Raw genomic sequence first — 18,682 nt, 5'->3', positions numbered from 1 at the left:
CGAAAGGACCTGTGCAGTGCTCGATGAGAACGAGGTTGTCCGGGGCACCTTCGAAGACATCAACGTTCACGTGGGCTTGGACATACACCGGCGGGACCGGTTCGATCCGGTGCCGGAGTTACGCGCCTTGATGGCCGAGGGCCCCATGGCCGTACTGGGCGTCGAGGACGCCCCCGAAGGGCGGACCGCGTGGCTTGCCGCCGGGTACGACGAGATCCGGCAGGTTCTCGGCTCGGACAAGTTCAGCTCCAAGCTGCTCTACCGGGGCACCGCGGCCGGTTTCATCTTCCCCGGCTTCCTCACTCAGTACGATCCACCGGAGCACACGCGTCTGCGCCGGATGGTGACGGGCCCCTTCGCCATCCGGCGGATACAGGGGTTCCAGCCGCAGGTCGAGAAGATCGTCGAGGCCACCCTCGACGACATCGAGTCCACCGGTGGCCCCGTGGACTTCGTCCCGCGTTTCGGGTGGCCCATCGCGACGACGGTGACCTGCGACTTCGTCGGCATTTCACGTGATGATCAGGCGGAGCTTTCCCGTGCCCTGCACGCCAGCCGGGCCGAACGGTCGGGTAAGCGGCGCCTGGCGGCGGGAAACAAGTTCTGGGCGTACATGAACCAGGTCGTGACGCGTACCCGCCGCGATCCCGGTGACGACCTGTTCGGCGTCGTGGTGCGCGAGCACGGCGACGAGATCACCGACGCGGAGCTGATCGGAGTGGCCGCGTTCGTCATGGGCGCGGGCGGGGACCAGGTGGCGCGCTTCCTCGCGGCGGCCGCGTGGCTGATGGTCGAGGAGCCCGAGCAGTTCGCCGTGCTGCGGGACAGGCCGGAGACCGTGCCGGACTGGCTGGACGAGGTGGTCCGCTACATCACCAGCGACGAGAAGACCACTCCGCGCATCGCGTTGGAGGACGTGCGCATCAGTGGGTGTCCCATCAAGGCAGGTGACACCGTCACGCCCTCGTTCCTTGCCGCGAACCGCCGGAACTTCCCAGGCCCGGACGACCGGTTCGACATCACCAGGGAGAAGCCCGCGCATGTCGCGTTCGGGCACGGCATCCACCACTGCCTCGGCCGGTCGCTGGCCGAGATGGTGTTCCGGGTGGCGATTCCGGCTCTGGCACGCCGCTTTCCGACGCTGCGGCTCGCCGAACCGGACCGCGAGATCAAGTTGGGGCAGCCGCCGCTCAACGTGGAAGCCCTGTGGCTCGACTGGTAGCGCCGGATCGCAGGAGGAGAACCGATGGCAGGGAAGGAGCTTCCCGTTGACTGCTGACGACGAGCGCCCCGTCCACATTCGCAGACAGGGCCTCGATCCGGCGGACGAACTGCTCGCCGCGGGACCGCTGACGAGGGTCACCTCGGGATCCGGAGCGGACGCCGAGACCCGCTGGATGGCGACCACGCACGCGGTCGTCCGACAGGTGATGGGCGATCACAAGAGGTTCAGCACACGGCGCCGCTGGGACCGGCGGGACGAGGTCGGCGGGGAGGGCATCTTCCGGCCGCGCGAGCTGGTCGGCAACCTGATGGACTACGACCCGCCGGAGCACACCCGGATGCGGCAGAAGCTGACTCCCGGCTTCACGCTGCGCAAGATGCAGCGTCTCCAGCCCTCCATCGAACAGATCGTGACCGAGCGCCTCGATGCCATGGAGCAGGCGGGATCCCCCGCGGATCTGATCGAGTTCGTCGCCGAGGAGGTGCCCGGGGCCGTGCTGTGCGAGCTGATCGGCGTGCCCAAGGACGACCGGGTGATGTTCCTGCGGCTGTGTCACGCTCATCTCGACGCCTCGCGAAGCCAGAAGAGGCGGGCGGCGGCCGGCGAGGCGTTCTCCCGCTACCTGTTGGCGATGATCGCCAGGGAACGGAAGGACCCGGGCGAGGGGCTGATCGGAGCCGTCGTCGCCGAACACGGCGACGCGGCCACGGACGAGGAGCTGAGGGGCTTCTGCGTCCAGGTGATGCTGGCCGGCGACGACAACATCTCCGGAATGATCGGCCTTGGCGTCCTTGCGCTGCTGCGCCACCCCGAGCAGATCGCCGCGTTCCAAGGCGACGAACGGTCGGCGCGACGGGCGGTCGACGAGCTGATCCGCTACCTGACGGTCACTTACTCCCCGACGCCCCGCATCGCCATGGAGGACGTCACCATCGGGGACCAGGTGATCAAGAAGGGGGAGAGCGTCATCTGCTCGCTTCCTGCGGCCAACCGCGACCCCGCCCTGACACCGGATCCGAACCGTCTCGACGTCACGCGCGAGCCCGCCCCGCACGTCGCGTTCGGGCACGGCGTCCACCATTGCCTGGGAGCTGCTCTGGCCCGCCTCGAATTGCAGACGGTCTATACCGCTCTGTGGCGGCGATTTCCCGGGCTGCGGCTCGCGGATCCCGCCCAGGAGAACATGTTCCGCTTGACCACCCCCGCCTATGGACTGACGGAGCTGATGGTCGCCTGGTGACCGTCCGCGGCAGCCGCATTTGTCCACGTCCGGCGCTGGACGTCCCGCCCGATGACAGATGAAACTGAGGCGGCAGCGTGGGCGAGGTGAACTCACCGGGAATCCCGGTCAGTGAAGGAGATTCCACTCGGCATGAGTCCAGATACCGATGAGGTCGCGCCACTCTTACGGGAGCCCGCGAACTTCAAGATGCGAACGCATTGCGATCCGCATGCAGACAACTTCGACCTCAGAGCGCATGGCCCGCTTTTCCGTATTGCCGGTGAGGCGTCCGAGCAGTTGGGCAGAGAATATGTTTGGCAGGCCTTCGGTTACGACGTCGTGCGCAGGATACTGGGCGATCACGAGAATTTCACGACCCGGCCCCGGTTCATCCAGGGCGAGACAGCGGAACGCATAGAGCCCCAGTTCGTCGGACAGATATCGACGTACGATCCGCCCGAGCACACGCGCCTGCGGAAGATGCTGACACCGGAGTTCACGGTCCGGCGCATCCGCAAGATGGAGCCCAACATACAAGGCCTCATCGACGATCGGCTCGACATGATGGAAGCCGCGGGAGCACCCGCGGACGTCCAGCGGGACTTCGCCGATCCGATCGGCGCGGGCGTTCTGTGCGAGCTGCTCGGCATCCCGCGCGACGACCGGCGCGAGTTCGTCCGGCGGCTCAGGCGGAACGTCGATCTGAGCCGCGGGCTCAAGGCGAGGGCCGCCGACAGCGCGGCGTTCAACCGGTACCTGGACAACCTGATCACCCGGCAGCGGAAGGAACCCGGCGACGGGCTCCTCGGCATGGTCGTGCAAGAGCACGGGGACAACATCACGGACGAGGAGTTGAAGGGCCTGTGCATGGCGCTGATCCTCGGTGGTGTCGAGACCGTCGCGGGAATGATCGGCTTCGGGGTCGTCGCGCTCCTGGACAACCCCGGCCAAATACCGTTGCTTTTCGCGGGCCGTGAGAAGGCCGATCGCCTGGTCACCGAACTGGTGCGATATCTGTCGCCCGTGCAGGGACCGAATCCCCGCCTGGCCCTCAAGGACGTGGTCATCGACGGGCAGTTGATCAAGGCCGGGGACTATGTGCTGTGTTCGGTCCTCATGGCCAACCGGGATGAGGCGCTGACGCCGAATCCCAACGTCGTCGACGCAGGCCGTGAACCGGTCTCGGACGTCGGATTCGGGCACGGCATCCATTACTGCGTAGGCGCGGCGTTGGCAAGGGCGATGCTGCGCATTTCCTATCAGAGCCTCTGGCGACGGTTCCCGGAGCTGCGCCTCGCAGTGCCCATCGGGGAAGTGAAGTATCGAAACGCTTTCGTCGACTGCCCGGATCAGGTGCCCGTGACTTGGTAGCGGTCGAGGGCAGCGAGCGAGGATGGCGATCGAGCGGCGCACGCTCATAGAACTAGCCGTAATGAATTGGCCCGCAACAGAGGGAATGGTGGCGACATGTCGGTCGAAGAATTCGATGTAGTGGTGGCTGGTGGAGGGCCGGGCGGTTCGACCGTGGCCACACTCGTGGCCATGCAGGGCCATCGGGTGCTGCTCCTTGAGAAGGAGAACTTCCCCCGGTACCAGATCGGCGAGTCGTTGTTGCCTGCCACGGTGCACGGCGTGTGCCGGCTGCTCGGCGTCACGGACGAACTGGCCGGTGCCGGGTTCCCGATGAAGCGCGGTGGCACGTTCCGCTGGGGCGCCCGCCCGGAGCCGTGGACGTTCCACTTCGGCATCTCCGCCCGGATGGCCGGATCGACGTCGTACGCCTACCAGGTTGAGCGGGCGCGATTCGACGAGATCCTGTTGAACAACGCCAAACGCAAGGGTGTCGTCGTGCGGGAGGGGTGCGCGGTCACCGACGTGGTGGAAGACGGCGACCGTGTCACCGGTGTGCGCTACACCGACCCCGAGGGCAGTGAGCGTGCGGTGTCGGCGCGCTTCGTGGTGGACGCCTCGGGCAACAAGAGCCGGCTGTACGGCAACGTCGGCGGCACGCGGAACTATTCGGAGTTCTTCCGCAGCCTGGCGCTGTTCGGATACTTCGAGGGCGGTAAGCGGCTGCCCGAGCCGGCCTCGGGCAACATCCTGAGCGTGGCCTTCGACAGCGGCTGGTTCTGGTACATCCCGCTGAGCGACACGTTGACCAGCGTCGGAGCGGTCGTGCGCAGGGAGGACGCCGAGAAGGTCCAGGGAGATCGGGAGAAGGCCCTCAATGCCTTGATCGCCGAGTGCCCGATGATTTCGGACTATCTGTCGGACGCCACCCGGGTAACGACCGGAAAATACGGGGAACTGCGGATCCGCAAGGACTACTCCTACCAGCAGACGAACTTCTGGCGGACCGGGATGGTCCTGGTCGGCGACGCCGCCTGCTTCGTGGACCCGGTGTTCTCTTCCGGGGTGCATCTGGCGACCTACAGCGCGCTGCTCGCTGCCCGGTCGATCAACAGCGTCCTCGCGGGCGAGCTGGACGAGAAGACGGTACTGACCGAGTTCGAGGCGCGGTATCGCCGCGAGTACCAGGTGTTCTACGAGTTCCTCATGTCGTTCTACCAGATGAACGTGAACGAGGACTCGTACTTCTGGCAGGCCAAGAAGGTCACGAACAACCGGAGCGCCACCGACAGTGAGTCGTTCGTGGAGCTGATCGGCGGGGTGTCGTCCGGCGAGACGGCGCTGACGGCGGCGGACAGGATAGCCGAGCGCAGCGCCGAGTTCGCCGCGGCCGTGGATCAGATGGCAGGCGGCGACCAGGAAAACATGGTGCCGATGTTCAAGTCACAGGTGGTCAGGCAGGCGATGCAGGAGGCCGGCCAGGTGCAGATGAAGGCGCTGCTCGGCGAGGATGCCGAGCCCGAGCTGCCGCTCTTCCCCGGCGGCCTCGTGTCCTCACCCGACGGCATGAAATGGCAGCCCTACCAGCAGGCGTGAGGGCTCCGCGCTTCCTCGATTCGCCGACCGTGGCGTTCGTCGATCGCGCGTTGAGCAGAGCTGATCCGATCGGTATTCGTCGTTACGTGAGAGAGTGGGTTCACGATGGGCAATTGGAAGATTCTGGCCCTTGAGTTCGATCAGCTCGGGCGGGACCTCCGGCCTGACGAAGAAATCGCGGAAGGTATTGCCCAGCAAGCCCCGCTCTGGCTGAGGATCTCGAACCTCTTCCAGCGCCACCTGTCGGTGCTGCGGCACCTGCCGCCTGGGCAGTTGATCCTGTGGAAGCTGGAGCACTGGGGGGACAGCACCCCGTTCGATCGGATCCCGATGTCCCCCGACGCGCACCCGGCAACGTATACCAAGGAGCTGCTGAACCTCGGACACCTGGTGCATCCGTACACGTTCACGCAACGGAATCGGGAGCTGCTTCACCAGGACATTCCCATGCTTCGCGAGCTGGATTTCGGCATCGTCCCGATAGCCCAGAAAGTACCCGTCGAAGGTGCCTCGCCCGAAGCCCTGCGAGCCGACTTGAACCTTGATGCAGGCGACACGCTGCTGGGTGCCGGAGGAATGCTGCATCCGGCCAAGGGCATCGACGAGATCGCTGTGTGGTTCCTCCGCAACATCCAGGATCCGAAAACCCATCTCCTGTGTTGTGTCATACCGGACGAGCCCGGTGTGACGGAGGAATCCGTCCGCCGCCGCTGGGAACAGGCGGCAGGGGTGGACTCGTCCCACCGGATTCATGTGCACATGGGCGCGTATCGCCAGTGGGAGTGGATGTGCTCCTTCTATCGGGCAGTCGACGTCATGCTGGTGAACTCGGTCAGCGACTCGTGGGGGCGCATGCTTTCGGAAGCCGTCGGACTCGGCGTGCCGACGCTGGCTCGACGAGCCGAGTGCGCGACGAACGACATCTTCCCTGGTCTTGTCCTCGTGCCTGACTTCGAGAGTCTCTCGCGCGAGGAATTCCGAGCCCTTGCCGACACCGCGCGCGAGCGTGCTCCAGAACTTGCCCGCTACGCCGACACGCACTACGCGGCGCCTGTGGTGGAGAAGCAGTATCTGGACATGCTGCGCGCGTGGACGCCGGCGGACCGGCTGGCCGACTTCGACCAGCTGGCACAGCAGCCGCATTCGCGCCGCCTCGTCCGAGAAATGATCGACCGCTGAACTGCACGAAGTGATGGTTCCACTGCCGCACCGGGCTGCCCGGCCGCGGTGACCGCGACGTCGTCAACAACCCACTCGTCCCTGAGATGGATGCCTACCAGGAGGTCAGCCGTATGAGTAATCAGCTGGAGCATGGACCGGTCCGGACCGCGCGCGCGGACGCTTTGCTGGCCTCTGTGGGGGAGCGAGGCGTGCTGCGCAGTTTCTACGACGAGGATCTCGGAGTCGACCTGATGCTGGAGGCGGACGGCGCCTCGGAAGTACGGGAGATGGCCGCCCGCATTCCTCCTGGGTCCGGGTCGGTGCTGGAACTCGCTGCCGGAACGGGTCGGCTGACGTTCCCTTTCCTGAAGCTCGGCTTCGAGGTCACCGCACTTGAGCTGTCGACCACGATGATCGACACCCTCCGGAAGGAGTTGGCATCCGCGCCGGCGGACCTTCGGGACCGGTGCACTGTGGTGCAGGGAGACATGGGCGCCTTCGCGCTGGGCAAGCGCTTCGGTGCCGTGGTCATCAGCTACGGCTCGATCAGCCTCCTGGACGACACCCACAGGCCTGGCTTGTACGCGTCGGTTCGTGCGCACCTGGAGCCCGGAGGGAAATTCCTGGTCAGCATGGCCGACAACGGCATGTGGAAGTCGCAGGAGCGCCAGCAAGAGCTGTCGGGCCGAAGCGGCCGACGGTATGTGCTGCACGCACGGCGGTCACCGGCGGAGAAGATCCAGGACATCACGATCTACCCTGCCGATGACACGTTGGACCCCTTCGTCATCTGCACGAGCCGCTTGAGGCTCCTCGACGCGGATCAGGTGGTACAGGAACTCGAAGAGGCCGGATTCGACGTGGTGGCGCCGACTTCGTTCAGGTCCGACGAGGAGCGTGGCGGCCCTGGCGCGCTGCTGCTGGAGGCGTCACTGCGGAGCGATTCCGCATGACCCGCTGAGCCTGGCTCAGGAGAGCCGCGCGGTGATCAACGCGGCGAGCCGGGAGACGGCCTCCTCGATCAGTTCCGGCGTCAGCAGGCTGATCGAGAGCCGGAGTTGGTGGAACCCGCCCTTGCCGCCGTAGAAGTGATGCATCGGGGTGAACAGGACGCCGTAGTCGCCGGCGGCGTGCTTCAGCAGCTCGTCGTCGACGACGAAGGGCACGGTGACGGTGATGAAGAACCCGCCCTTCGGCGAGTTCCAGCTGACCCCCGGGCAGCCGCCGAGCCTGCGGGAGAGCTGGCCCAGCGTGTGCTGGAGGTTGCGGTGGTAGATGGCGATTTCCCTGGCGTTGGCCTTGAGCAGACTGAAGTCGTTGAGCAGGAGCTTCCCGGCGATCACCGCTTGCGCGATGGGCGAGGTGTTCACCGTGAGCATGCCCTTGAGCTTCGAGAGCTGATCGGCGAGCAGACCGCCCCCGGCCACGTGCTGGTCCGCCACGACGTAGCCGACCCGGGCGCCGGGCATGCCGGTCTTGGCGAAGGAGCCGATGTAGACCACGGCCCCCGACCGGTCGAGCGCCTTCAGCGTGGGCAAGCGCTCGGATCCGTAGACCCCGTACGCGTTGTCCTCCAGGAGCAGGATGCCGCTCGCCTCGGCGACCTCAAGGAGCCGGCGGCGGGCGGCCACGTCCATGCTGGTGCCGGTGGGGTTGGCGAAGTCGGGCGTCACGTAGCAGGCCCGGACTCGCTTGCCCTGCTCTTCGGCCAGCTTCAGCTGGCGGACGAGGTCCTGGGGGTCGATGCCGTTCTCGGTGGACCGGACCGGCCAGACCGGGGTGTCGGTCAGCAGCGCGGCCCCGGTCAGGCCGACGTAGGTGGGGGCGGGGGCGAGCAGCACGTCCCGCTCGTCGGCCCGTAGCGTGCGGAAGAGCAGGAACATGGCCTCCTGCGCGCCCACGGTGACGACCACGGACTCGGGAGCGGCCTCGATGCCCTCGTCCTTGGCGAGGTGGCGGGCGATGAGATCGGTGATGACGCCCTTCGTGGTGCCGTACTGGAAGAGCGTGCGGGTGACCTCCGCCTCGTCCAGCTCCCGGTCGCTCCGAAGGTGGTCGCAGTAGGCGTCGATGTACTCGTGGATGAGGCGGACGTCGAAAAACTCTTCGTACGGGCGGCCCGCCGCCATGGAAATGGCCGCAGGATATTCGCCGATCAGCTCATTGAGCAGGTTCATCGACGAGATAGCAGGATCGGCGAGCGAGCTGTGCAGAGTTTCCATGCTCAAGCGCGAGGAAAGACCGTATGAATCCATGAATGCTAGGGTTTTCCATACCCGGTCGAGATGTCAAGCAGCGGCCGTGGACGCAAATTGATGGCGATTCTCGCTGATATGCGCCGAGCGTGTCGGAAATCGTGGACGTCTATGTCCGCTCTTCCAGATGCTCGATATCCGAAGGTACGGTCACACGCATGCCACAGCACCTGGGGAGCACACAACCGTTGCGGAAAACGAGAACTCCGTCGCGCAGTGGACGTGCGGCGAGCGGGGGAGGACCGGCATGTTGATGACAACGGAGAACGGGATCCGGCTGTCCTACCACGACCACGGCGACACTTCGCCCGTCCTGTTCCTGACCGGCACCGGGGCGCCGAGTTCGGTGTGGGACCTGCACCAGGTGCCCGCGTTCCGCGCCGCCGGGTTCCGCGTGATCACCATGGACAACCGCGGGATTCCGCCCAGCGACACCGGCGCGGACGGGTTCACCATCGACGACCTCGTCGCGGACACGGCCGCCCTGATCGAGCACCTCGGCGCGGCGCCGTGCCGCGTGGTCGGCACCTCGATGGGCTCCTACATCGCACAGGAGCTGGCACTCGCCCGCCCCGAACTGCTGGACACGGTCGTGCTGATGGCGGCCTGTGGCAGGAGCAGTCTCGTCCAGCGGGTGCTCGCGGAGGCCGAGGCGGAGCTGATCGAACGAGCTGCCGAGCTGCCGCGGGGGTACCTCGCCGCCGTTCGCGCCCTCCTCAACCTGGGGCCCGCGACCCTCACCGACGACGACCTCACCGCCGACTGGCTCGACCTGCTCGAGGCGTCAGGCATGGAAGGGCCGGGAGTCCGCGCGCAGCTGCTGCTGAGCGCGTTGCCCGACCGTCTCCAGGCCTACCGCGGGATCAAAGTGCCCTGCCACGTCGTCTCGTTCGAGTACGACCTCGTAGCACCGCCGGCGGCCGGACGAGAGCTGGCCGCCGCGATTCCCGGCGCGACGCACCGCACGATTCCCGGGTGCGGGCACTTCGGCTACCTGGAGAACCCGGAAGCGGTGAACCGCGAGCTGATCCGGCTCCTGCGCACCGAGTCCCGCGCGCGATTGGAGAAGACCGCATGACACCCCATGAGTCAGCCCGCCACCCGGGTCGTGCCGGGCACCCCGCCGACACGGTCGCGGATGCCCGTGGAGCCGCGGAGAGGCGAGCATGACCGACGTGAACCTGCTGCCGTCCACGGCGCCCGCGCTGTTCGAGGCGACCGCCGCGGCGATGCCGGACCGGCCGGCGGCGGCGATGGGTGACACCACACTGACCTACGCCGAGCTGAACGGGGAGGCCAACCGGTTCGCGCGTCGGCTTGTCGAGCACGGCGTCGGCCCGGAACGCCTGGTGGCCACGGTGATGCCACGGTCGATCGAGTTCGTCATCGCGGTCCTGGCCGTGCTCAAGGCCGGTGCCGCGTACGTGCCCGTCAACCCCGACTATCCGGAGGAACGCAGGCGGCAGATGCTGGACGACGCGTCAGCGCACTGCGTGTTGTCCCTGCCGGGGCAGGACGTGGCCGGCGCTCCCGCGGTCCTGCGCGTGGAACGGGAGCCGTCCCGGTCCGAGCCGAACCTGGACGACCACGACCGGCTCAGCCCCTTGCTTCCCGACCACCCCGCGTACGTCATCTACACCTCGGGCTCGACCGGACGACCGAAGGGCGTGCTGGTCACGCACCGCGGGATCCCGAACCTGGCCGCCGATTACGTGCGCCGCCAGCAACAGCAACCGGACAGCAGGTTGCTGGCGTTCGCGTCCCCCAGCTTCGACGCCTCCGTCGCCGAGTTCTGGCCGATCTGGCTGGCCGGCGGCTGTCTGGTCCTTGCTCCCGCCGAGGACCTGGTCCCGGGCGAGCCGCTCGCCCGGCTGGTGCGTGACCAGGGCATCACCCACATCACCTTGCCGCCGACCGCCCTTGCACCGCTGGAGGAAGCCGGTGGCTTACCCGCGGGCCTTACCCTCCTGGTCGCGGGGAGGCGTGCCCGGCACCGGTCGCGAAACGCTGGGCCACCGACCGCGTGATGATCAACGCGTACGGCCCGACCGAGGCCACCGTCGCGGTGACCGCGAGCGAGCCGCTGACCGGCGAGGGAACACCGCCGATCGGCAGGCCGATCACCGGCGTCCGTACGTACGTTCTGGACGACCGGATGAAGGCCGTCCCGGACGGGGACGTGGGCGAGCTGTACATGACCGGCCCCGGCCTCGCCCGCGGATACCTGCACCGGCCGGCGGCCACCGCGCAGCGGTTCCTGCCGGACCCGTTCGGCGGCCCGGGCGACCGCATGTACCGCACCGGCGACCGGGTGCGGGCGCGATCGGACGGCCAGCTCGTCTTCGTCGGCCGCGCCGACGACCAGCTGAAGGTCCGTGGCCACCGGATCGAGCCGGGCGAGGTCGAGGCCGCCCTGTTCGACGTGGACGGGGTGGCCCAGGCGGTGGTGATCGAGCACGAGAACAGGCTGGTCGCGTATGTGGTCGGCACGGCGGGCGCGCCGGTGGCCGTCGAGCACCTCCTGGCGCGGCTGCGCCGGCGGTTGCCCTCCTACCTGGTACCCGACGTGGTCGTCGACCTGCCGCGGCTGCCGACGTCGCCGAACGGCAAGGTCGACCGAGCCGCCCTGCCCGAGCCCGCGAGCGCCCCACGCGCGAGCGCGGGGCGAGCGCCGAACACGCCCACGGAGGCCCTCCTGGCCACGTTGTTCGCCGAAGTGCTCGGCGTCAGCAGCGTCGGCGTCGAGGACAGCTTCTTCGAGGTCGGCGGCCACTCGCTGCTCGCGACCCGGCTGGTGGCCCGCATCCGCGAGACCTTGAACGTGCGGCTGCGGGTGCAGGCCTTCTTCAACGCGCCGACCGTGGCACAACTCGCCAAGGTGCTCGACGGCACACCGACGTGACCTGGAGACCCTCCATGCGGATGACGAAAACCGTCGAAGAGGTCGATCTCGGCGACCCCGATCTGTACACGACGCTCGACCGGCACACCCGCTGGCGCGCGCTCGCGGCGGACGACGCGATGGTGTGGAGCGAACCGGGCAGTTCGCCCAACGGGTTCTGGTCCGTGTTCTCACACCGGGCGTGTGCCGCGGTCCTCGCGCCCACCGCGCCGTTCACCTCCGAGTACGGAATGATGATCGGCTTCGACCGCGACCATCCGGACACCTCGGGCGGCCGGATGATGGTGGTCTCCGAACGGCAGCAGCACCGCAGGCTGCGCAAGCTGGTCGGACCGCTGCTCTCCAGAGCGGCCGCGCAGGCGCTTGTGGAGCGAGTGCGGACCGAGGTGGACGGCGTGCTCGACCAGGCGCTCGACGGCGGGGTGTGCGACGTGGCCCCGGCGATCGGCTCACGCGTCCCGGCCGCGGTCGTGTGCGACATCCTCGGCGTACCGGCCGAGGACCAGGACCTGCTCATCGAGCTGACCAATCACGCGTTCGGTGGTGCGGACGAATGGTTCGACGGGATGACGCCGCGTCAGGCCCACACCGAGATCCTCGTCTACTTCCACGAGTTGATCGCCGGGCGCCGCGAGCGCCCCGGCGCCGACCTCGTCAGCACGCTGGTGGCCGACGACGGCCTCACCCTCGACGACGTACTGCTCAACTGCGACAACGTACTGATCGGGGGCAACGAGACCACCCGGCACGCGATCACCGGTGCGGTGCACGCGCTCGCCACGGTGCCCGGCCTGCTGAGTGACCTGCGCGACGGGAGCGCGGACGTCGACACCGTCGTGGAGGAGGTGCTGCGCTGGACCTCGCCGGCGATGCACGTGCTCCGGGTGACGACCGACGAGGTCACGGTCAACGGCCGTCACCTGCCGCCCGGCACGCCGGTGGTCGCGTGGCTGCCCGCCGCGAACAGGGATCCCGCCGTGTTCGACGACCCCGACGCGTTCCGCCCCGGGCGAAAGCCCAATCGGCACATCACGTTCGGCCACGGGGTGCACCACTGCCTCGGTTCCGCACTCGCCCGGATCGAGCTGTCGGTCGTGTTGCGCGTGCTGGCCCAGCGGGTGTCACGGGTGGAACTGGTGCGGGAGCCCACCTGGTTGCGCGCGATCGCCGTGCAGGGGTACCGGGAACTCCCGGTGCGGTTCACGGGGCGTTGACCCGGGAGCCGGTGCGCCGGGGCGGGTGTGGCGGGTATTTCCGGGGCATAACCGGGACTTGTCCAACCGGTATCCATGACGTCTGTGCCCGGCAGACGTCAAATTGACACCGTTGATGCGAATGTGACTCGCGGTCATGCTGTGAATGGGCAGCTATCCGTTCCATTTCATGGAGGAAGTCTTGAGCGCTGTGCAGAATTTCGAGATCGACTACGTGGAAATGTATGTCGGTAATCTCGAGGAGGCCGCTTTCGGCTGGGTGGACAAGTATGATTTCGCCGTCACCGGCACGAGCCGCTCCACGGATCACCGGAGCGTCACGCTGTGCCAGGGGTCGATAAAGCTTGTCCTCACCGAGCCGACGTCGGACCGGCATCCGGCGACGATCTACCTCCAGGCGCACGGCGACGGTGTGGCCGATATCGCGCTGCGCACTCCGGACGCGGCCGCCGCTTTCGACGCCGCCGTGCGGGCCGGGGCCGTAGCGGTCCGAGAGCCGGCGCGGCTCGACGAGGCGGAGCCGGGCGGACCGGCCGTCACGGCCGCCGTCGTCGGCTTCGGCGACATGGTGCACACCCTGGTCCAGAGGGACGGAACCACCGCCTCGCCACAGGCGAAGGGCCCTCGCGGGGGAGACGTGGACCTGCTCGGGATCGATCACTTCGCGGTCTGCCTGAGCGGGGGCAACCTCGGCCCCACGGTGGAGTTCTACGAGCGGGCACTGGGGTTCCGGCAGATCTTCGAGGAGCACATCGTGGTCGGTGACCAGGCGATGAACTCCATCGTCGTGCAGAGCGCGTCGGGAGCGGTCACCCTCACGATGATCGAGCCCGACGAGAGCGCCGACCCGGGCCAGATCGACGACTTCCTCAAGGACCACCACGGAGCTGGTGTCCAGCACATCGCGTTCACCAGCGACGACGCGGTCCGCTCGGTCCAGGCGCTGTCCCGGCGCGGGGTGGAGTTCCTGAAGACACCGGCGGCCTACTACGACCTGCTCGGTGAGCGGATCGCTCTGGAGACGCACAAACTGGACGATCTGCGGGCGACGAACGTGCTCGCCGACGAGGATCACGGCGGCCAGATGTTCCAGATCTTCACCGCTTCCACTCATCCACGGCGGACGCTCTTCTTCGAGATCATCGAGAGGCAGGGAGCGGAGACGTTCGGCAGCGCCAACATCAAGGCCCTGTACGAAGCCGTGGAACTGGGACGGACCGGCCAGAGCGAGCCTGGTGCCATCCGCCGATGACGTACGTGCACCTCGCCGATTTCGAACGTGCCGCCCGGGACGCCCTCCCCGGCCAGATCTGGGACTTCCTCGCCGGGGGCAGCGGCACCGAGGCCTCTCTGGCGGCCAACCGCACCGCACTCGAGCAAACCTTCGTGGTGCCCCGGGTGTTGCGTGACCTGACCGAGAGCGGCACCGGGGCCGATGTCCTCGGCAAGCGTGCCGCACTGCCGATGGGCGTCGCGCCGATCGCGTACCAGCGGCTGTTCCACCCCGGTGGTGAACTCGCGGCGGCGCGCGCGGCCCGGGACGCCGGCGTGCCGTACGTCATCTGCACCATGAGCAGCGTTCCGCTGGAGGAGATCGCTGCCGTCGGTGGCCGGCCGTGGTTCCAGCTGTACTGGCTGCGGGACCAGAAACGGTCTCTGGACCTGGTGCGCAGGGCGGAGGACGCGGGCTGTGAGGCGATCGTCTTCACCGTCGACGTACCGTGGATGGGGCGGCGGTTGCGCGACATGCGCAACGGCTTCGCGCTGCCGGAGTGGGTGACGGCTGCCAACTTCGCATCCTCCGCGGCCGCGCACCGCCGAACCCTAGGGGTGTCGGCCGTGGCCGACCACACCGCGCGCGAGTTCGCCCCGGCCAACTGGGACGCTGTGGCGGCGGTGTGCGCGCGCACGAACCTGCCGGTGGTGCTGAAGGGGATTCTCGCTGTCGAGGACGCCCGCCGTGCCGTCGAGGCAGGTGTCAGCGGCATCGTGGTGTCCAACCACGGAGGCCGTCAGCTGGACGGTGCCGTGCCCGGAACCGAGGTACTGGGCGAGATCGCCGCCGCGATCGGCGGCGGCTGCCAGGTGCTGATGGACGGGGGCATCCGCAGTGGCGGGGACATCCTCAAGGCCATCGCCCTCGGCGCGTCGGCCGTGCTCGTCGGACGCCCCGTCATGTGGGGCCTTGCCACGGCCGGTCAGGACGGCGTACGACAGGTGCTCGACCTGCTCGCCGCCGAACTCCGGGACGCGATGGGCCTGGCGGGCTGCGAGTCGGTGGACGCGGCCGGCCGGCTGAGCACGAGAAGGCCCCGGTACGGCTGATGCTCCGCGAGAGGCGCCGGCGTCCGGCGTTCGATACCTCGGGAATGCCCGCCCTCGCCAGCACGAGGCGGCCGAGCCGCGTTCACCGTGCCCATCCATATCTGCGAAAGGAGAGATTGATGACCGCGTCACAGATAAAGCCAGTACGCCGTAGCAAGCTCAGGACATGGGGCTGGATGTATCGATGACTACCAGTATCGCTCCGGCGGCGGATCTTTCCGTTCTCACCGGACTCACCGAGATCACCAGGTTCGCAGGGGTCGGGACCGCGGTGTCCGACACCTCGTACTCGCAATCCGAGCTGCTCGACATCCTCGACATCGAGGACCCCAAGATCCGCTCGGTCTTCCTTAACAGCGCGATCGACCGGCGCTTTCTCACGCTTCCGCCGGAGGGCCCCGGCGGAGTGCGCGTACCCGAACCCCAGGGCGATCTGCTGGACAAACACAAGAAGATCGCCGTCGACATGGGGTGCCGTGCGCTCGAGGCCTGCCTGAAGTCGGCGGGGTCGAGTCTTGAGGACCTGCGTCACCTGTGCTGCGTCACCTCGACCGGCTTCCTGACTCCCGGCCTGAGCGCGCTGATCATCCGGGAACTCGGGATAGATCCGCATTGCAGCCGTTCGGACATCGTGGGCATGGGATGCAACGCGGGTCTGAACGCGCTCAACGTGGTCGCGGGCTGGTCCGCGGCGCACCCGGGCGAACTCGGTGTCGTCCTGTGCACCGAGGCGTGCTCCGCCGCGTATGCCCTGGACGGCACGATGCGGACCGCGGTGGTCAACAGTCTGTTCGGCGAAGGAGCCGCCGCCCTCGCCGTCACCTCCGGTGACGGCAGGGCGCCCGGCCCGCGCGTGCTGAAGTTCGCGAGCTACATCATCACCGACGCGATCGACGCGATGCGCTACGAATGGGACCGGCAACTGGACCGGTTCAGCTTCTTCCTCGACCCGCAGATCCCCTACGTGGTCGGCGCGCACGCCGAGATCGTCGTCGACCGCCTGCTGTCCGGAACGGGGCTGCGCCGCAGCGACATCAGCCAGTGGCTGGTGCACTCCGGCGGCAAGAAGGTGATCGACGCCGTCGTGGTCAACCTCGGCCTGAGCCGGCACGACGCTCGGCACACCACCGGCGTGCTCCGCGACTACGGCAACCTCTCCAGCGGCTCCTTCATCTTCTCCTACGAGCGACTGGCCGAAGAGGACGTCGCCCGGCCAGGCGACTACGGCGTGCTGATGACCATGGGGCCCGGATCCTCGATCGAGACGGCGCTGATCCAGTGGTGACGCGCGGCGGAACGGATGGCGAAATGATGCTGCGCCTGGACGGCACGCGGCCCCTGTCGGCCGAGTCCATCGAGGAGATGGTCGATCTCTGCGACCGCGCCGACGACCATCGGGAATCCGGCCCGGTCACCGTCCACGTCACGGGCGTCCCACCGGCCGGCTGGGCGACGGAGCTGACCGTCGGGGTGGTCTCCAAATGGGAACGGGCGGTGCGCCGGTTCGAACGGCTCGGCCGGCTCACGGTCGCGGTGGCGTCGGGCGACTGCGCCGGCACGGCGCTGGATGTCCTCCTCGCCGCCGACGTCCGGATCGCCGCTCCCGGCACCCGGCTGCTGCCCTCCTGGGCAGGCGGTGCCACCTGGCCGGGATGACCGTGCACCGGCTCACCCAGCAGGCCGGCGCGGCAGGCATCCGGCGGGCCGTGCTGCTCGGGACCCCGATCGAGGCGGACCGCGCGCTCGCGCTCAACCTGGTCGACGAGGTGACCGAGGACCCGGCGACGACGCTGGCCGCCCTGGCCGAGGCGGCCGGTGCCGTGGACGGCACGGAGATGGCGATTCGCCGGCAGCTGATCTTCGAAGCCGGCTCCACCGCCTTCGAGGACGCGCTCGGCAGGCACCTCGCTGCCTGCGACCGCTCCCTGCGCCGAACGGGACCGTCCGCATGACGATCGCGCACACCCTTCCGAGCGGCCTCACCGCCGCCGGGGAGACGCTGCACAAGGCGGCCGAGCGGGTCGACGACCTGCTCGCCGCCCTGCCCGAGCCGACGCGACGGACCCCCGGCCAACGGGCCGAGGCCGCCACCGCCCAGGACGAGGTGCGCCGCCTGCGCGAGCGGTTCCTGGCCGAGCACGTCCAGGAGGTGTACGCCCGCCTCACCGACGGCCGCGACTTGCGCATCGAAGCCCTGGTCACGGAGGCCGCCGAGGTCTTCCCCGGCCTGGTCCCGACCGCGGCACAGCTCGCGGACGAGCGGTCGCGGGTCCAGGCGGACAAGGAAGGCCGGGAGATCGACCAGGGCATCTTCCTGCGGGCGGTGCTCGGCTCGCCCGTCACGGGCCCGCACTTGGTCGACGCGATGCTCCGACCGACCCCGCGGGCGCTCGCACTGCTCCCGGAGTTCCGGCGGACCGGCCTCCTGGAGACCGAGGCCGTCCGCCTTGAGCGGCGCGACGGCGTGGCCCACCTGACGATGTGCCGCCACGACCGCCTCAACGCCGAGGACGAGCAGCAGGTCGAGGACATGGAGACCGCGGTCGACCTGGCGCTGCTTGACGAGGACGTCAAGGTCGGGTTCGTGCGCGGCGGCGAGATGAGCCATCCGCGCTACCGAGGCAGGCGCGTGTTCAGTGCCGGAATCAATCTCAAGTACCTGTCGTCGGGCGACATTCCGCTCGTCGGGTTCCTGCTCCGCCGCGAACTCGGCTACATCAACAAGATCGTTCGCGGGCTCCGCCTGGACGACGGCGGGTGGCGGCCGCCGTACGCGGACAAGCCGTGGGCGGCCGCCGTCGACGCGTTCGCGATCGGCGGCGGCACCCAGCTGCTGCTCGTCTTCGACCACGTGCTGGCCGCGTCCGACGCCTACCTCAGCCTGCCCGCCGCCAAGGAAGGCATCATCCCGGGTGTCGCGAACTTCCGCCTCACCCGGTCGCTCGGCCCACGCGCCGCCCGGCAGGTGATCCTCGGCGGCCGACGGCTGTGGGCGAGCGAGCCGGACGCCCGCCTGATCGTCGACGAGGTCGCCGAACCCGCCGACCTGGACGCCGCGATCGAGCGGACCTTGGAACGGCTGGGCGGGGAAGCGGTGCTCGCCAACCGCCGGATGCTGAATCTGTCCGACGAGCCGCCCGAGGAGTTCCGCTGCTACATGGCGGAGTTCGCACTCCAGCAGGCGCTGCGGCTGTACGGCGCCGATGTCATCGACAAGGTGGGCCGGTTCGCCGCGAGGCGGACCTGACCCGCATCCAGTACGTACGTCAAGAAGGGGCATGTCACCCCTTGACCGGCCCGAGGGGCTGACCGCCCCCCACCGGCCCGCGCACGTCGGCCTCGGCGAGGCCTGGAGCAACGCCGAGGCCGACCCGCACGTGCGGCTCGCGGTGCCGACCGGGGCCGGGCGAGCGGGCTCACTGACGACAGCCT

Annotated in this window: 17 protein-coding genes; 16 read left to right on the top strand and 1 reads right to left on the bottom strand. The window is 68.4% G+C overall.

Annotation, left to right across the window (positions count from 1 at the left end; translation table 11 throughout):
• Positions 1-70: 70 nt before the first annotated feature.
• The 6 genes from Q3Y56_RS00135 (at position 71) to mpaM (ending at position 7,507) form a co-directional block, all read left to right on the top strand.
• Positions 71-1,222, top strand: a complete 1,152-nt coding sequence (locus tag Q3Y56_RS00135) for a cytochrome P450 (protein ID WP_304459968.1) — start codon at positions 71-73, stop codon at positions 1,220-1,222.
• 46 nt (positions 1,223-1,268) lie between these two features.
• The gene (locus Q3Y56_RS00130; protein WP_304459967.1) at positions 1,269-2,465 is read left to right on the top strand and encodes a cytochrome P450; all 1,197 of its coding nucleotides are present in this window, start codon (positions 1,269-1,271) and stop codon (positions 2,463-2,465) included.
• Positions 2,466-2,597: 132 nt separating this feature from the next.
• Entirely contained in the window at positions 2,598-3,818 is a 1,221-nt protein-coding gene (locus tag Q3Y56_RS00125; protein WP_304459966.1) for a cytochrome P450, read from the top strand.
• Between the two features lie 96 nt (positions 3,819-3,914).
• On the top strand, positions 3,915-5,393 hold the full coding sequence (locus tag Q3Y56_RS00120) for a tryptophan 7-halogenase (RefSeq protein ID WP_304459965.1): 1,479 nt from the start codon (positions 3,915-3,917) through the stop codon (positions 5,391-5,393).
• 105 nt (positions 5,394-5,498) lie between these two features.
• Positions 5,499-6,572: a hypothetical protein gene (locus Q3Y56_RS00115; protein WP_304459964.1), complete on the top strand. Its 1,074-nt coding sequence runs from the start codon at positions 5,499-5,501 to the stop codon at positions 6,570-6,572.
• A 113-nt stretch (positions 6,573-6,685) separates the two neighbouring features.
• Positions 6,686-7,507, top strand: coding sequence for a daptide-type RiPP biosynthesis methyltransferase (mpaM, locus tag Q3Y56_RS00110; protein WP_304459963.1), 822 nt, complete (start codon positions 6,686-6,688; stop codon positions 7,505-7,507).
• A gap of 15 nt (positions 7,508-7,522) precedes the next feature.
• Here the strand turns inward: mpaM and Q3Y56_RS00105 are convergent, their stop codons facing one another.
• Positions 7,523-8,776, bottom strand: coding sequence for a PLP-dependent aminotransferase family protein (locus Q3Y56_RS00105; protein ID WP_304459962.1), 1,254 nt, complete (start codon positions 8,774-8,776; stop codon positions 7,523-7,525).
• 286 nt (positions 8,777-9,062) lie between these two features.
• On the opposite strand from Q3Y56_RS00105, the gene Q3Y56_RS00100 reads away from it, so the two are divergent.
• From Q3Y56_RS00100 to dpgC, 10 genes are all read left to right on the top strand, one after another.
• Positions 9,063-9,887, top strand: a complete 825-nt coding sequence (locus Q3Y56_RS00100; RefSeq protein ID WP_369696686.1) for an alpha/beta fold hydrolase — start codon at positions 9,063-9,065, stop codon at positions 9,885-9,887.
• A gap of 88 nt (positions 9,888-9,975) precedes the next feature.
• Complete coding sequence (locus Q3Y56_RS00095; RefSeq protein WP_304459960.1) at positions 9,976-10,836, top strand: AMP-binding protein; 861 nt, start codon at positions 9,976-9,978, stop codon at positions 10,834-10,836.
• Positions 10,836-11,711: a non-ribosomal peptide synthetase gene (locus Q3Y56_RS00090; RefSeq protein ID WP_304459959.1), complete on the top strand. Its 876-nt coding sequence runs from the start codon at positions 10,836-10,838 to the stop codon at positions 11,709-11,711. The genes Q3Y56_RS00095 and Q3Y56_RS00090 overlap by 1 nt, the downstream gene beginning before the upstream one ends.
• 14 nt (positions 11,712-11,725) lie before the next feature.
• Positions 11,726-12,925, top strand: a complete 1,200-nt coding sequence (locus Q3Y56_RS00085) for a cytochrome P450 (RefSeq protein WP_304459958.1) — start codon at positions 11,726-11,728, stop codon at positions 12,923-12,925.
• Positions 12,926-13,145: 220 nt separating this feature from the next.
• Positions 13,146-14,177: a 4-hydroxyphenylpyruvate dioxygenase gene (hppD, locus tag Q3Y56_RS00080; RefSeq protein WP_304465416.1), complete on the top strand. Its 1,032-nt coding sequence runs from the start codon at positions 13,146-13,148 to the stop codon at positions 14,175-14,177.
• Positions 14,174-15,250, top strand: a complete 1,077-nt coding sequence (locus Q3Y56_RS00075) for an alpha-hydroxy acid oxidase (RefSeq protein ID WP_304459957.1) — start codon at positions 14,174-14,176, stop codon at positions 15,248-15,250. Before hppD ends, Q3Y56_RS00075 begins: the two co-directional genes overlap by 4 nt.
• A gap of 184 nt (positions 15,251-15,434) precedes the next feature.
• Entirely contained in the window at positions 15,435-16,535 is a 1,101-nt protein-coding gene (gene dpgA / locus Q3Y56_RS00070; protein ID WP_304459956.1) for a 3,5-dihydroxyphenylacetyl-CoA synthase DpgA, read from the top strand.
• A 23-nt stretch (positions 16,536-16,558) separates the two neighbouring features.
• Positions 16,559-16,906, top strand: a complete 348-nt coding sequence (gene dpgB / locus Q3Y56_RS00065) for an enoyl-CoA-hydratase DpgB (RefSeq protein WP_304459955.1) — start codon at positions 16,559-16,561, stop codon at positions 16,904-16,906.
• The gene (locus tag Q3Y56_RS00060; protein ID WP_304459954.1) at positions 16,903-17,202 is read left to right on the top strand and encodes a hypothetical protein; all 300 of its coding nucleotides are present in this window, start codon (positions 16,903-16,905) and stop codon (positions 17,200-17,202) included. Before dpgB ends, Q3Y56_RS00060 begins: the two co-directional genes overlap by 4 nt.
• On the top strand, positions 17,199-18,497 hold the full coding sequence (dpgC, locus tag Q3Y56_RS00055; RefSeq protein WP_304459953.1) for a (3,5-dihydroxyphenyl)acetyl-CoA 1,2-dioxygenase DpgC: 1,299 nt from the start codon (positions 17,199-17,201) through the stop codon (positions 18,495-18,497). The genes Q3Y56_RS00060 and dpgC overlap by 4 nt, the downstream gene beginning before the upstream one ends.
• Positions 18,498-18,682: the final 185 nt, after the last annotated feature.

It is taken from the genome of Streptomyces sp. XD-27 (assembly GCF_030553055.1).
Taxonomy (GTDB): Bacteria; Actinomycetota; Actinomycetes; order Streptomycetales; family Streptomycetaceae; genus Streptomyces.
Note: the sequence above shows the minus strand (reverse complement) of the source record. Positions and strands in the feature narration are given on the sequence as shown.

What these genes read in the sequence shown, in the direction of transcription:
- Q3Y56_RS00095 (WP_304459960.1), top strand. Translation starts at nt 9,976, where the DNA reads ATGACCGACGTGAACCTGCTGCCGTCCACGGCGCCCGCGCTGTTCGAG.
- Q3Y56_RS00075 (WP_304459957.1), top strand. Translation starts at nt 14,174, where the DNA reads ATGACGTACGTGCACCTCGCCGATTTCGAACGTGCCGCCCGGGACGCC.
- dpgC (WP_304459953.1), top strand. Translation starts at nt 17,199, where the DNA reads ATGACGATCGCGCACACCCTTCCGAGCGGCCTCACCGCCGCCGGGGAG.
- Q3Y56_RS00105 (WP_304459962.1), bottom strand. Translation starts at nt 8,776, where the DNA reads ATGGAAACTCTGCACAGCTCGCTCGCCGATCCTGCTATCTCGTCGATG.
- Q3Y56_RS00125 (WP_304459966.1), top strand. Translation starts at nt 2,598, where the DNA reads ATGAGTCCAGATACCGATGAGGTCGCGCCACTCTTACGGGAGCCCGCG.
- Q3Y56_RS00060 (WP_304459954.1), top strand. Translation starts at nt 16,903, where the DNA reads ATGACCGTGCACCGGCTCACCCAGCAGGCCGGCGCGGCAGGCATCCGG.
- Q3Y56_RS00115 (WP_304459964.1), top strand. Translation starts at nt 5,499, where the DNA reads ATGGGCAATTGGAAGATTCTGGCCCTTGAGTTCGATCAGCTCGGGCGG.
- mpaM (WP_304459963.1), top strand. Translation starts at nt 6,686, where the DNA reads ATGAGTAATCAGCTGGAGCATGGACCGGTCCGGACCGCGCGCGCGGAC.
- dpgA (WP_304459956.1), top strand. Translation starts at nt 15,435, where the DNA reads ATGACTACCAGTATCGCTCCGGCGGCGGATCTTTCCGTTCTCACCGGA.
- Q3Y56_RS00085 (WP_304459958.1), top strand. Translation starts at nt 11,726, where the DNA reads ATGCGGATGACGAAAACCGTCGAAGAGGTCGATCTCGGCGACCCCGAT.
- dpgB (WP_304459955.1), top strand. Translation starts at nt 16,559, where the DNA reads ATGATGCTGCGCCTGGACGGCACGCGGCCCCTGTCGGCCGAGTCCATC.
- Q3Y56_RS00120 (WP_304459965.1), top strand. Translation starts at nt 3,915, where the DNA reads ATGTCGGTCGAAGAATTCGATGTAGTGGTGGCTGGTGGAGGGCCGGGC.
- hppD (WP_304465416.1), top strand. Translation starts at nt 13,146, where the DNA reads ATGTATGTCGGTAATCTCGAGGAGGCCGCTTTCGGCTGGGTGGACAAG.
- Q3Y56_RS00090 (WP_304459959.1), top strand. Translation starts at nt 10,836, where the DNA reads ATGATCAACGCGTACGGCCCGACCGAGGCCACCGTCGCGGTGACCGCG.
- Q3Y56_RS00100 (WP_369696686.1), top strand. Translation starts at nt 9,063, where the DNA reads ATGACAACGGAGAACGGGATCCGGCTGTCCTACCACGACCACGGCGAC.